This is a genomic window from Aeromonas sp. s5, from assembly GCF_040907865.1.
Taxonomy (GTDB): domain Bacteria; phylum Pseudomonadota; class Gammaproteobacteria; order Enterobacterales; family Aeromonadaceae; genus Aeromonas; species Aeromonas dhakensis.
Genome location: NZ_JBFOCO010000013.1, coordinates 56,665 through 68,988 on the forward strand (window position 1 = coordinate 56,665; position 12,324 = coordinate 68,988).

The 12,324-nt window shown below is 61.7% G+C and carries 10 protein-coding genes and 1 pseudogene; 2 read left to right on the plus strand and 9 right to left on the minus strand.

Going from position 1 to position 12,324, the window contains the following annotated elements; translation table 11 throughout:
- Nucleotides 1-23 precede the first annotated feature (23 nt).
- On the minus strand, nucleotides 24-767 hold the full coding sequence (locus AB5Y94_RS09150; RefSeq protein ID WP_139431673.1) for a hypothetical protein: 744 nt from the start codon (nucleotides 765-767) through the stop codon (nucleotides 24-26).
- Nucleotides 768-977: 210 nt separating this feature from the next.
- Between AB5Y94_RS09150 and AB5Y94_RS09155 the strand changes: the two genes are divergently transcribed.
- Nucleotides 978-1,409 carry a universal stress protein gene (locus AB5Y94_RS09155; protein ID WP_005297901.1) on the plus strand — a complete coding sequence of 144 codons (432 nt, stop codon included), beginning with the start codon at nucleotides 978-980 and terminating at the stop codon, nucleotides 1,407-1,409.
- Nucleotides 1,410-1,472: 63 nt separating this feature from the next.
- Here AB5Y94_RS09155 and AB5Y94_RS09160 read toward each other — a convergent pair whose 3' ends face one another.
- The 6 genes and pseudogenes from AB5Y94_RS09160 to gpt all read right to left on the minus strand — a co-directional run bounded on the left by AB5Y94_RS09160 (nucleotide 1,473) and on the right by gpt (nucleotide 7,184).
- Nucleotides 1,473-2,108, minus strand: a complete 636-nt coding sequence (locus tag AB5Y94_RS09160) for a murein L,D-transpeptidase catalytic domain family protein (RefSeq protein WP_005297899.1) — start codon at nucleotides 2,106-2,108, stop codon at nucleotides 1,473-1,475.
- Between the two features lie 154 nt (nucleotides 2,109-2,262).
- Nucleotides 2,263-3,519 (minus strand): annotated as a pseudogene (locus AB5Y94_RS09165) (glutamate-5-semialdehyde dehydrogenase); the annotation flags it as partial.
- Between the two features lie 89 nt (nucleotides 3,520-3,608).
- Nucleotides 3,609-4,712 (minus strand): glutamate 5-kinase, encoded by a 1,104-nt coding sequence (gene proB, locus AB5Y94_RS09170; RefSeq protein WP_005297894.1) that lies wholly within the window; start codon nucleotides 4,710-4,712, stop codon nucleotides 3,609-3,611.
- 161 nt (nucleotides 4,713-4,873) lie between these two features.
- A complete protein-coding gene (gene crl, locus AB5Y94_RS09175; protein WP_005297893.1) occupies nucleotides 4,874-5,266 on the minus strand; it encodes a sigma factor-binding protein Crl in 393 nt (130 codons plus the stop codon).
- A 61-nt stretch (nucleotides 5,267-5,327) separates the two neighbouring features.
- The gene (gene frsA / locus AB5Y94_RS09180) at nucleotides 5,328-6,596 is read right to left on the minus strand and encodes an esterase FrsA (RefSeq protein WP_005297890.1); all 1,269 of its coding nucleotides are present in this window, start codon (nucleotides 6,594-6,596) and stop codon (nucleotides 5,328-5,330) included.
- Nucleotides 6,597-6,716: 120 nt separating this feature from the next.
- Complete coding sequence (gene gpt, locus AB5Y94_RS09185; RefSeq protein ID WP_005297888.1) at nucleotides 6,717-7,184, minus strand: xanthine phosphoribosyltransferase; 468 nt, start codon at nucleotides 7,182-7,184, stop codon at nucleotides 6,717-6,719.
- Between the two features lie 919 nt (nucleotides 7,185-8,103).
- On the opposite strand from gpt, the gene AB5Y94_RS09190 reads away from it, so the two are divergent.
- A complete protein-coding gene (locus AB5Y94_RS09190; protein WP_368205382.1) occupies nucleotides 8,104-9,555 on the plus strand; it encodes an aminoacyl-histidine dipeptidase in 1,452 nt (483 codons plus the stop codon).
- A 699-nt stretch (nucleotides 9,556-10,254) separates the two neighbouring features.
- Here the strand turns inward: AB5Y94_RS09190 and AB5Y94_RS09195 are convergent.
- Together AB5Y94_RS09195 and AB5Y94_RS09200 are read right to left on the minus strand one after the other, a co-directional pair.
- Nucleotides 10,255-11,256, minus strand: a complete 1,002-nt coding sequence (locus tag AB5Y94_RS09195) for an ABC transporter ATP-binding protein (RefSeq protein WP_368205383.1) — start codon at nucleotides 11,254-11,256, stop codon at nucleotides 10,255-10,257.
- The gene (locus AB5Y94_RS09200; protein WP_368205384.1) at nucleotides 11,253-12,311 is read right to left on the minus strand and encodes an ABC transporter ATP-binding protein; all 1,059 of its coding nucleotides are present in this window, start codon (nucleotides 12,309-12,311) and stop codon (nucleotides 11,253-11,255) included. Before AB5Y94_RS09200 ends, AB5Y94_RS09195 begins: the two co-directional genes overlap by 4 nt.
- Between the last annotated feature and the right edge of the window lie 13 nt (nucleotides 12,312-12,324).

A 12,324-nucleotide genomic window follows, 5' to 3' on the forward strand; every position in this document is an offset into this window, starting at 1 on the left:
AGCCCTCCCCGACGCGGGACGTTTTAGTTGCCAGGCTTTAGCCGCCGCTCCTGCTCTTCGATAAAACCGCGGTAGTAGTCGTGCAACCGATAGCGTCGGTAGATTTCGGCCAGGGTGCCGTGCCGCACCAGGTTGACCATGCCCTGATCCCAGAGCTGCTGCAGGGTGCGACCCTTCTCGGTATCGGCAAAGATGGGGTAGGTCGGGATCCAGCGCAGGAAGGTACGATGCATGTTGGCAGGAATGGAGTCCTCCGAGTAGAGCACCCCGGCGGTCAGATAGTAACGGTAGCGCTCCTTGGCCAGCAGTTGCAGCGCCATGTCGTGGCTGTCTATCTCGTGCCAGCGCATGGAGACCGGGATGTACTTGTCAAAGGCCCAGCCCCGCAGCCACACCACCCCCTGCCCCTTGAGGCTCGACTCGCCCAGCCACTGGGGCTGCCACTTCTTGAGCATCAGCACCGTCAGGTCATCGGCCGAGGCGGGATAACGGGGTTGCAGCACGCCACTCACCTCATCCCGGTAAACCCCCATCGCCATGTCGCCCCCCTGCTGGGCGATCACCGCCAGCGCCCGCTTGTAGGGCACGATGCGGGGGATGACCTCGTAGCCGTTGGGCTGGTAGATGGCGCGCACTATGTCCAGATAGATGCCACGCCCATCCCGCTGGCAAAAACCCGGCCAGTCATCGCAATAGACATTGAGGGGATCGGCCCGACCGGGCCAGCAGAGCAGCAGCAATACCCATGAAAGCAGCAAACGAACCATGTCTTGACTATTTCTCCGGAGGCGAACGCTGTCACCCATCGAGCCGGCCTATCTGGCAAGGGTGCACAGGCCATATCCCATGATATGAAGATCCGTCGGCAAAGCACCACTTTTTACCGGTTTTGCGAGCGAGTCGAGGGTTATTGCCGACCGAATGGGTATTATTGACAATGAGATTCATTAGTAACCCAACCATAGGGGAGCCTTCATATGCCATCCATCAAAACCCTGCTCTGCCCGGTCGATTTTTCCCAGATGTCGCAAGCCGTGCTCGACTATGCCGTATTCATGGCCCAGAGCCATCAGGCCGAACTCAAACTGGTTCACGTGGTGGACCAGCTGCACGGCTTCGACAGCTACAAGATCCTGCACATGACCGCCATCGAGATCACCCACGAGATGGAGCGCCAGGCCAAGAGCCAGATGAAGGAGCTGATCGCCAGCCTGCCCATTCCGGCCACCTTCGAGGTACGCTTCGGCCGCGCCGCCGACGAGATCGTCGTGCAGGCCAAAGAAGAAAAGGCCGATCTGGTGGTGATGGGCAGCCACGGCCGCTCCGGCATCAGCCACCTGCTGGTGGGCAGCGTCGCCGAATCCGTGGTCCGTCACGCCCCCTGCCCCGTGCTGGTGGTGCGCAAGTAATCCATCACCCGAAACAAAAAGGCCAGCATATGCTGGCCTTCTTTTTTGGCTCTAAGGCAGGCCTCAGCCGTGGGCGTAGATGACGCTGCCCCCCTTGATGATGTCGATGATGGCCCTGGATTGCTCCTTGGGCAGCGCCGGGCAACCCCAGCTGCGCCCCAGCTTGTCATATTTGAGCAGATGACGGGGGCTCGCATAGTCGGCGCCGTGCACGACGATGGCCCGCTTGCGGGCATTGCTGTTCTGGCCCGGGCTCAGGCCGTCGAGGCGCAGCGAATAGCCGTGCTTGCCCTGATAGGTTTCGGCGGTGCGATAGACCCCGAGCGAACTCTTCATGGAGTTGAACTGGTTGGAAAACTGGCGAGCGTCCCGCTCACCCGAATTGCGGCCATGGCTGACCCAGGTGTGATAGAGCAGCTTGTGGCGTTTCACGTCGATGACGAACAAGCGGCGCTGGGTTGACGGTTTGCTGTAGTCGATGATGGTGAGAATGGGTTTGCGCTTGTGGCGCACGCTCTGGTAACTGTTGAGAGCCTTGCGAAACACCTGTTTGTCGAGCTTGCCGGCCAGCCCCAACTGGCGATAGAGATCCTGATCCCAGCTGGCGTGGCTGCTGCTGCTGAAACAGAGCGCCCCCAGCAACAGTGGTACGCTCAGCCACAGCGCTCCCCAGCGCTTTATCCAATCTGTCTGCTTCATCCTTGAATCTGCTCCCGTTTTTGTTGCTAGCAAAGTGTGCAAAATATCGCCACACCCTGCTGGATAGTTATATGCAAGCCCCTGATAGCCCGCAAGAAAAAAGCAAAAAAATGCCGACCAGGGTCGGCATCTTCACACAGGGCAAAACGGGGGCTCAGGCGCGGCTCAGATAATCCGCCAATCCCACCCATTTGTAGCTGGTGAGCTCGGTCAGCCCCATGGGGCCACGAGCGTGTAGCATCTGGGTCGATACCGCCACCTCGGCGCCGAGACCAAACTGGCCGCCATCGGTGAAACGGGTGGAGGCGTTGACGTAAACCGCCGCCGAACCGGCGCCGTTGACGAAACGCTCGGCATTGGCCAGATCGTTGGTGAGGATGGCATCGGAGTGACCGGCATTGTGCTCGCGCATATGGGCCAGCGCCTCGTTCACATCCGCCACCAGTTTGATCCCCAGGGTCAGCGACAGCCACTCGGTATCAAAATCCTCGGCACCCGCCTCGCGCAGTTGCTCGGCACCGGCCAGCAGGGGCATGGCCTCCGGCGTGGCCACCAGGGCCACCTTGCGCTCGTTCATCAGAGTCACCAGCTGCGGCAACAGGGCAGGCGCCACCTTCTCGTGCACCAGCAGGGTGTCGAGGGCGTTGCAGGCGGAGGGGCGCTGCACCTTGGCATTGTCGATGAGGGGCAAGGCACGGGCCAGATCGGCGCTCTCGTCCACGAAGATGTGGCTGATGCCAAATCCGCCGATGATCACCGGAATGGAGCTGTTCTCCTTGCACATCTTGTGAAGACCCGCGCCGCCGCGGGGGATGATCATGTCCACGTAGCGGTCGAGGCGCAGCAGCTCACCCACCAGGGCCCTGTCCGGATTGTCGATGTACTGCACCGCCGCCTCGGGCAGGCCGGAGGCCGCCAGCGCGCGCTGGATCACCCGCACCAGCTCAAGGTTGGAGTGGAAGGTCTCGCGGCCACCGCGCAGTATGCTGGCGTTGCCGGTCTTGAGGCAGAGGCTGGCGATGTCGATGGTAACGTTGGGGCGCGCCTCGTAGATGACGCCGATGACCCCGATGGGCACCCGGCGGCGGGAGAGACGCAGGCCGTTCTCCAGCACCCGACTGTCGATTTCGGCCCCGACCGGATCATCCAGGGTGATCACCTTGCGCACGTCCGCCACGATACCGGCCAGTCGGGACGGGTTGAGCAATAGCCGATCCAGCATGGCCTCGGAGAGGCCCGCCTCGCGCCCGGCGGCGATGTCTTTCTCGTTGGCGGCCAGGATCTGGTGGCTGCGCGCCTCCAGCTCGTCGGCGATGGCGGCCAGCGCCAGGTTCTTCTGCGCCGTGCTGACGGTGGCCAGCTGATAGGCGGCTTCACGGGCCGCCTGCCCCATTTTCTCCAGACTCATCTCTCTTCCCTTTGGTTCTTGCGGGGCCGCCTGATGGCGGCGCCTCTCTTATCCTGGTGTGCCGCTGCCCATGCTCTGCCGCGGCTGACGCCTCACAGCAGCACCATGTCGTCGCGGTGGATCGCAACGGCGCCGTAGCCGTAGCCCAGCACCTGTTCGATGTTGTCCGAATGGACGCCGCGCAGTTTATCCAGCTCCAGATGATTGTAACGGCAGATGCCGCGCGCCAGCTCGGCCCCCTTGGGATCGAGAATGCGCACCACGTCGCCACGCACGAAATCCCCCTTCACCGCCACTATGCCCTTGGGCAGCAGGCTGGAGCCCTTCTCCTGCATGGCAGCAACGGCCCCCTGATCCACCTGCACTTCGCCGTGAGGGGGGGGCCCTGCCAGGATCCAGCTCTTGCGCCCTTCCAGCGGAGAGGCCAGCGCCGGGAACAGGGTGCCGATACGCTCGCCCCTGGCGAGGCGCCCCACCACCTCCGGCATCTGGCCGGTAGCGATCACCACGTTGACCCCGGCGCGGCGCGCCACGTCGGCCGCCTGCAGCTTGGTGGCCATGCCACCGGTGCCGAGCCCGCTGACGCTGTCACCCGCCAGCTTGCGCAGGGTGTCGTCTATGGTCTGTACCTCTTCGATGAGCTGGGCATCCGGATTGGTGCGCGGATCGGCGGTGAAGAGCCCCTTCTGGTCGGTAAGCAGGATCAGCAGATCCGCATCGGCCAGGATGGCGGCGCGAGCGGAGAGGTTGTCGTTGTCACCCACCTTGATCTCGGCGGTGGCCACGGCGTCGTTTTCGTTGATGACCGGGATGATGCGGTGATCCAGCAGGGTGCGCAGGGTGTCGCGGGCATTGAGGTAGCGCTCCCTGTCCTCCAGATCGGCTCTGGTCAGCAGCATCTGGCCGATGTGCAGCCCATAGAGGTTGAACAGATCCTGCCAGACCCGGATCAGCTGGGTCTGGCCCACCGCCGCCAGCATCTGTTTGTTGGGCAGGGTTGGCGCCAACGGAGGGTGGCCCAGATGCTCACGGCCGGCGGCGATGGCCCCCGAAGTGACCATCACGACCCTGTGGCCGTGACGGTGCAAGGCTGCACACTGTCTGACCAGCTCGACCATGTGGGCACGATTGAGCTGGGAAGATCCCCCGGTGAGCACACTGGTGCCCAGTTTGACGACTATGGTTCTGTTTTCCATGGGAGCAAAAAGGCTGAAATGTAAGGAATCCCTTTATACCCACGGCCCTGTTGCCCTGCAAGGCAATTAACGCCACGCGGCAGGCGGGAAATCGGGATGGCCGGCAGCGCGGCAAAGAAATGCCCCGCCAGCCGATGGGTGGCTGGCGGGGCGGCGGGTCATCAGGCGGCGGTGACGGTCAGCTCGTTGGTGACCTGCTCGGCGGGAGCGAGCTGGCAACCAAGCTGGTGCAGCTTGTCGCTGATGAGCTTGTAGAAGTGGTTGAGGGTGCGTTCGACTTCCACCTGATGCTTCTTGGGCAACGGCTTGTCGAGCCACTCCCCGTCCGCATTGTAGAAGCCGACCTGATAGTGGTAGCTGAAGCTGTGATCGTCTTGCTCCAGCACCAGCCACCAGCCCCAGAACTCCCGTTTGTCCGGTGCCGGCTTGGCACTGACACAGACGGAAAGGCAGTCGAAACGGTAACGCCCCTCTTCACACAGGTCCTCACGTAAATAGGGGCCAATCGCGGCAAACTGCCTCAGCAGTCGCTTGTAGGTCACTCTTTCTGACATGTTAACCTCCCTGTTGAACAAGCCACGTCACCCTGGGATGACGATAAATTTTAGCGCTATATCATGTACATAAGTGCTTCTTGAGCCAGTCGACCATCTCTTTCAACGCCTCGTCGTACACCTCCAGCAAGGGCTGTTTGTCGAACACCACCGCCTTGCCGTTGCGGCTGGCGGAGGCCAATGCCCGTACATCCTGCTCGGGACAAATGAAATCTCGCTTGTGTCCAATACTCAATATCGGCACGGATGTGCGAGTCCCCAGCAATCCTTGCGTCTTGAGTGAAAATACCTGGCACTTGGTACGCAGCGACTCCCACTCGGCCGCATCGGCGCCGAGGCGGTTGGCCAGCCCGTCCCGCATCATGCGGGGGCAGCGGGCGAACATCTCATGATTGGTAAACACCTGGTTGACGCCGGCGCCGATGCAGACCACGGTCCGCAGCTTGAACGGTTCGATGAAGGCGAGGCGCGCCGCCACATTGCCCGCCAGACGGAATCCCACCATGGCGATGCGCTGGTGATCGACCCAGGCCACTTCGGAGAGATGGTTCAAGACCGCCTGGTGGAGCCGGCTGGTGTCCTGCACCAGCGGCCAGTGCTCGGCATAACCGATGCCCGGCATGTCCAGCGACAGCATGCCGATGCCGTTGGGCTCCAGGCACTTGAGATAGAGATTGAGGAAGTCGACCTGCAGCGAGTCGATGCCGCCGCTGACGATGACCAGGGGCACCGGCTTGTCGGTGGTCGGCAGGTGCAGGTAGCCCTGAATGTGCTTGCCGCGAAACGGCACCTGGAGCTCCTTGAGCGGCACCTTGAACAGGCGTCCCGCCTCGCGGTAGGCCATGTTGCCGAGCAACTGGGCCTGATCCGCCAGCTCGTCATTCTTCAGATGGGGATAACTGGCAATGGAGTAGTAACGTACCGCCTTGAGCAGGCTTTTCAGGGCTGCGCCCCGCTCGCCCTGCGCCACCAGCTCGCGACCCCGGTTGAAGTAGCGGCCGGCCAGCTGGCTCCACTCATAGACCCAGTTGCCGGGCACATAGCCCTTGATGGTGTCGAGGAAACGCTCGTGGGTACGCTCGCCCTCGCCCATGGCGATGCGGGCCAGAGTCTGCTCCACCTCGACCGGATCCGCCCCCTGCCAGGCCCAGGTCGGCCGGCGCAGCAGACGATACCAGCGCGTTGACATGGAACCGTCGATGAAGCTCTCGTCCACATTGTGATCCTGCTCCTCCACCGGGCTGGAGTTGGAGACTTCGGAGGTCTCCAGCACCTTCTTGACCCGGGTAAAGAGCTGCTCGGTCAGGTTAAGGTCGTCGTTCAAGTCCAAAGCTGTTACTCATTTCTGTCATGCAATGGCTCCATCTTAACCACTTTTGCCGCCGGGCAGCCAGTTGCACCACAAAAAAACAGGGCCCCATACAGGGGCCCTTTGCAGCAGCTTTGCGGCTTACTCTTCGTCGCAGATGGGGGTGGCGAACTCCAGCGCCATGTCCCACGGCTGTTCGATCCAGGTGTCCTGCGGGATGGCCACTTCGAAATCATCCAGCAGCGGCTCGCCCATGGGCTTGGCGAAGATGGCGATGAATTTGGCCTTGGGGTAGAGCTCGCGGATCACCTTGGCAGTGGTGCCAGTGTCCACCAGATCTTCCACCACCAGCCAGCCTTCGCCGTCACCCGCGGTGCTGGCGGCTTTCACCACCACCAGATCGCGCTGGTTGTTGTGGTCGTAGCTGGAGATGCAGAGGGTTTCGACGTTGCGGATGCCAAGTTCACGGGCCATCAGCGCCGCCGGAACCAGGCCACCACGGCTGACCGCGATGATCCCTTTCCACTGGCTGACAGGCAGTTGACGACGGGCCAGACGGCGCGCTTCACGTTGCAGGTTGTCCCACGACACATAAAACTTTTTCGGCATACTATCGATCTCAACGAGTTATAAAAACAATCACTTAAGACTTTAAACCCCGTGCAGACACACGTGATTTCGTTAATGCTGACGGCCCTTTTCCCCAAATTCGGCTTGCACCGCGGCCGCCTCGGGAGAAGATCCTCGGCAGCGAAAACAGATGCAATGGAAGCAGGATGGGCAGAGCTGGCGGTCATGTCACAGAGGGGGCAGGACCGCAGACAGGCTGTTGGGCGGGCATGATACCATCGTTTGCGGATAAATTGACTGGCAAACGTATGCGAAATGCAGGAAAAAAATCGAAGCAAGTCCGGCTGACTCCCTCTTTTCCTCTCCCCGGCGGGGTTTGCCGCTCGGCAGATAAAAAAATAGCAGGGGGAGGATGGATTCCTCACTCACCTGCTTTTTTCGATACGCCTGTCGTCAGCCTGGCTGACGGCCCGCATCAACGGCGGTTGGCGTAGGGGTTCGGGTAGCTGAAGCCCTGGGTATAAAGAGACTGGGCGAACCAATAGGTTGAATTGCTGCCTGACATAATAAACTCCTGATTGCTTAACAAGTTACGTACCTTTATGCGGGTTCAAATCCTTGAACGGACACTCGGTTCCATGGAGGCGCACTTGCTTTGCTTCGGTTCCCTGGAGGCATTCATCGTCATCCTGACGGGTGGCGAACCACGGTCGTTAATTTACCAGTCGGTGCCATAAACTCAATATTTTTGTGATATGAGTCACAAAAAATCTTTTGTGCTGGCTCATTTTGCCCCCATCGGAGCAGTTCGCTGCCAATCCCCCACTTGCCAGCACAAGCTGCCCGCAATTTGCGCTGATCGCTCACATTTTTGTGTGATTGACTGTATTATCGTTATCCTCTTCCTCGCCCCGCTGCCGGGGCTCTGTCATTTTCCGTGCTGGTAAGGAGTCCCGACGTGGCACAGCTTAGCTCTCTCTCTCCCAAACTGATTTGGCACTTCTTCGAACAGATCTGCTCCATCCCCCACCCCTCCAAGCACGAAGCCCAGCTGAGCGCCTGGATCATGCAGTGGGCCGAAGGGGAAGGGCTGGCGGTCAAGCAAGATGCCGTCGGCAACATCATCATCAAGAAACCGGCCACGCCGGGGATGGAAAACCGCAAGGCGGTAGTGCTGCAGGCCCACATCGACATGGTGCCCCAGGCCAACGCCGACACCCAGCACGACTTCACCAAGGATCCCATCGATGCCTACATCGACGGTGAATGGGTCACCGCCCGCGGCACCACCCTGGGTGCCGACAACGGCATGGGCATGGCCGGCTGCCTGGCTGTGCTGGCCGACAAAACCATCAAGCACGGTCCGCTGGAAGTGCTGCTGACTACCGACGAAGAGACCGGCATGACCGGCGCCTTCGGTCTGGAAGCGGGCTGGCTGGAAGGCGAGATCCTGCTCAACACCGACTCCGAAGAGGATGGCGAGGTCTACATGGGCTGCGCCGGCGGGGTGGATGCCAATATCCGCTTCCCGCTGGAGCAGGTTGCCGCCACCGAAGGCGAAGGTTTCGAGCTGCAGGTCAAGGGCCTGCGCGGCGGTCACTCCGGGGTCGACATCCATCGCGGCCGCGGCAACGCCAACAAGCTGCTGGTGCGTCTGCTCAAGGCCGCCGAGCCGCTGGGCCTGCGTCTGGCCGAGATCCACGGCGGCACCCTGCGCAACGCCATCCCGCGCGAGGCCCGTGCCAAGCTGCTGGTGCCCGCCGCCAGCGTCAATGAATTCAAGGCCCTGGTCGACCGTTATACCGGCATCTACCAGAGCGAGCTGGCTGCCACCGAAGCCAACCTGACCGTGCTGCTCACCGCCCAGGAGAAACCAGCCCAACTGATGAGCGAGTCCCTGCAGACCCGCCTGCTGGACTCCCTGATGGCCTGCCCGAACGGCGTCATCCGCATGAGCGATGCCATCCCGGGCGTGACCGAGACCTCCACCAATCTGGGCGTCATCAAGACCCAGGATGGCGAAGTGTATGTACAGTGCCTGATCCGCTCCCTGATCGACTCTGGTCGCGAGAGCGTCGAGCAGATGACCCGCTCCCTGTTCAATCTGGCTGGCGCCAGCTGCGAGTTTACCGGCGCCTACCCTGGCTGGGCACCGAACGTGGACTCCCCGGTGATGGCGCTGGTACGGAGCAGCTACCAGACCCTGTTCGGCGAAATGCCGAACGTCATGGTGATCCACGCCGGCCTCGAGTGTGGTCTGTTCAAGAGCGCCTACCCGGAGTGGGACATGGTCTCCTTCGGCCCGACCATCCGCGGCGCCCACGCGCCGGGCGAGAAGGTGCACATCCCGGCAGTCGAACGCTTCTGGCAGCTGCTGGTCCACGTGCTGGAACAGATCCCGGCCAAATAAGCCCGCAGGTCAAGGCCGACCGGCCACACCACATACCCCGCCAGGTGCGGGGTATTTTTTTGCCTGCGCCCACCAGCCTTTGGCGTGCTTCCCCTAGAAACCGCCAGACAGATCTGCAGCTTTGCTGCTCTGCCCCATCTCCCACTCACCCAGGCCTGTCAGCCTGGCCATCAGCACCGCAACCTGAGTGCCTGCTGAAACCGTCTCCATAAACAGCGCTGGATTTGAAAACCCTTTCCATGATTTATGTAAATTTACAACACAAAAAGTTGATCCAGCTCACAGAAGACCATAGGATCAAAGCGTGCCCCAGGTCACAGATAACAAGTCAACGACAGAGCGATGAGGTGAATATATGTTTGAGAATCTGGCAGTACTGTTCCACCTGAAGGGTGTAACCAGCAAGAAAGGCGTGGCAGAGAAAGATACCTATGCACCGTCAACCCGCAACTACTACTTCCGTTATGGCGCCTGATACCGTCGGCGGCCAATCTCGTGAAAGAGTTACCGGGTATTTAAGTAGTAAAATTACAAACAACAGCAATCCACACAGCAGCCATCCCCTCTCGGGGGAGCTGTCCTGCCCTGGCCAGATGTTCCACGGCCAAACCTGAACTCCAACCATGAAGATGGGGCCCGCAGGCCCCATTTTTTATTCGTTGTTTCCCGTGCCACCTTGCTGCGATGCGGGCACCGGCATCATACCACCTTTCCCAGGGGGATCGCCTCGGCCAGTGGCAACGGCGTGTGGCAGGCCACCTGGTGACCGGCCCCGTCGCACGACTGCAGACTCGGCGACTGGGTGCGGCACAGCTCGCCGGCATAGGGGCAACGCTGGTGAAAGTGGCAGCCGCTCGGCGGCGAGATGGGGGATGGCACATCACCGGTCAGCAGGATGCGCTGACTGCGCCGACGCGGGTCCGGCACCGGAATGGCCGAGATGAGCGCCTGGGTATAGGGGTGACGCGGCGCCAGGTAGAGCGACTGGGCCTCGGCCAGTTCGACGATCCGACCCAGATACATCACCGCAATCCGATCCGAGATGTGCTTGACCACCGACAGGTCGTGGGCGATGAAGATGATGGCGAGGTTCATCTCCCGCTGCAGGGTGAGCAGCAGGTTGACGATCTGGGACTGCACCGACACATCCAGCGCCGACACCGCCTCGTCACAGACCAGCAGCTTGGGCTTGAGGGCGATGGCCCGGGCGATGCCGATGCGCTGGCGCTGGCCGCCCGAAAACTCATGGGGATAACGATCCACCGCGCTGCTTGGCAGCCCCACCTTCTCCAGCAGCTCCTGTACCCAGACCCGCCGCTGTTCGGCGTTGCCCTTGCCGTGAATGACGAAGGGCTCCTCCAGGATCTGCCCCACCGTGTGGCGGCTGTTGAGGGATTCTGCAGGATCCTGAAACACGATCTGCATCTCCTGGCGCAGGGAGCGCATCTCCTTGGGCGAGAGGTGGGTGATGTCACGCCCCTCGAAGGTGATGGTGCCGGCGGTCGGTTCGAACAGCTTGAGCAGGGTGCGTCCCAGGGTCGACTTGCCACAGCCGGACTCGCCCACCAGCCCCAGCGTCTCCCCCTGCTTGAGATCGAAGCTGATGCCGTCCACCGCGTAGACGTGGTACTTCTTGCGCAACAAGCCGCCGCCCAGCTGGAAGTGCTGCTTCACGTCGCGCACCGATAAAAGCGTCTTCATACGGCTAGCTCCCTCCAGTGGTGGCAGGCCACCCCGTGCCGCTCGGCGAGCTGCTCGGTGGCCGGAATGGCCCTCACGCAGATCTCGGTGGCATGGGGACAACGGTTGGAGAAACGGCACCCGGCGGGCATCTCGTGCAGGGCCGGCACCTGCCCCTTGATGGTCTTGAGCAGGCTCTTGGGCTCATCCTCGAGCCGCGGGATCGAACTCATCAGACCATGAGTATAGGGATGGCGCGGGTGGTCAAACAGCTCGAACACGTCGGCCTGCTCCACCGCCCGGCCCGCATACATCACCACCACCTCGTCACACAGCTCCGCCACCACCCCGAGATCGTGGGTGATGAAGATGATGGCCATGCCGGTCTGGACCTGCAGCTCCTTCATCAGTTCCAGGATCTGGGCCTGGATGGTCACATCCAGCGCCGTGGTCGGCTCGTCGCAGATGAGCAGCGCAGGCTCGCAGGCGAGCGCCATGGCGATCATCACCCGCTGGCGCATGCCGCCGGAGAGGTTGTGGGGATAGACGGCAAAGCGCTGGGCGGGCTCGGGGATCCCCACCTTCTGCAGCATGGCGATGGCCGCCTCCCTGCGCTGGGCCTTGTTGTAGTCGGGACGGTGGAGGCGGAACACCTCCATCAGCTGATCGCCGACCGTCTGCACCGGGTTGAGTGCCGTCATCGGCTCCTGAAAGATCATCGAGATGCGGTTGCCGCGCACCTTGTACATCTGATCCGGTGACAGCGCGAGCAGATCCTCCCCCTGAAAACGGATGGAACCCGCCACCACCTGACCATGGGGCTTGGGCAGCAGCCCCATGATGGCGAGCGAGGTGACGCTCTTGCCGCAGCCGGACTCGCCGACCACCCCCAGGGTCTGGCCGGGGGCAACCTGGAAGCTGACCCCGTCGAGCACCTTGATCTTGCCGTCGTCGACGGCAAATTCCACCTCGAGATCGCGTACCTCAAGAATCGGGGCCTTGCTCTGGCCATCATCCACGCCGAGGTGCCTCCCATGATCCCGGGCACCCGGGTGAGGAGCCTGTGTGTTGGGCATGACTGCTGCTCCC

Coding starts and splice junctions, on each gene's coding strand:
- AB5Y94_RS09195 (WP_368205383.1), bottom strand. CDS start 11,256: ATGAAGACGCTTTTATCGGTGCGCGACGTGAAGCAGCACTTCCAGCTG.
- AB5Y94_RS09155 (WP_005297901.1), top strand. CDS start 978: ATGCCATCCATCAAAACCCTGCTCTGCCCGGTCGATTTTTCCCAGATG.
- crl (WP_005297893.1), bottom strand. CDS start 5,266: ATGTCAGAAAGAGTGACCTACAAGCGACTGCTGAGGCAGTTTGCCGCG.
- AB5Y94_RS09160 (WP_005297899.1), bottom strand. CDS start 2,108: ATGAAGCAGACAGATTGGATAAAGCGCTGGGGAGCGCTGTGGCTGAGC.
- proB (WP_005297894.1), bottom strand. CDS start 4,712: ATGGAAAACAGAACCATAGTCGTCAAACTGGGCACCAGTGTGCTCACC.
- AB5Y94_RS09200 (WP_368205384.1), bottom strand. CDS start 12,311: ATGCCCAACACACAGGCTCCTCACCCGGGTGCCCGGGATCATGGGAGG.
- AB5Y94_RS09150 (WP_139431673.1), bottom strand. CDS start 767: ATGGTTCGTTTGCTGCTTTCATGGGTATTGCTGCTGCTCTGCTGGCCC.
- gpt (WP_005297888.1), bottom strand. CDS start 7,184: ATGCCGAAAAAGTTTTATGTGTCGTGGGACAACCTGCAACGTGAAGCG.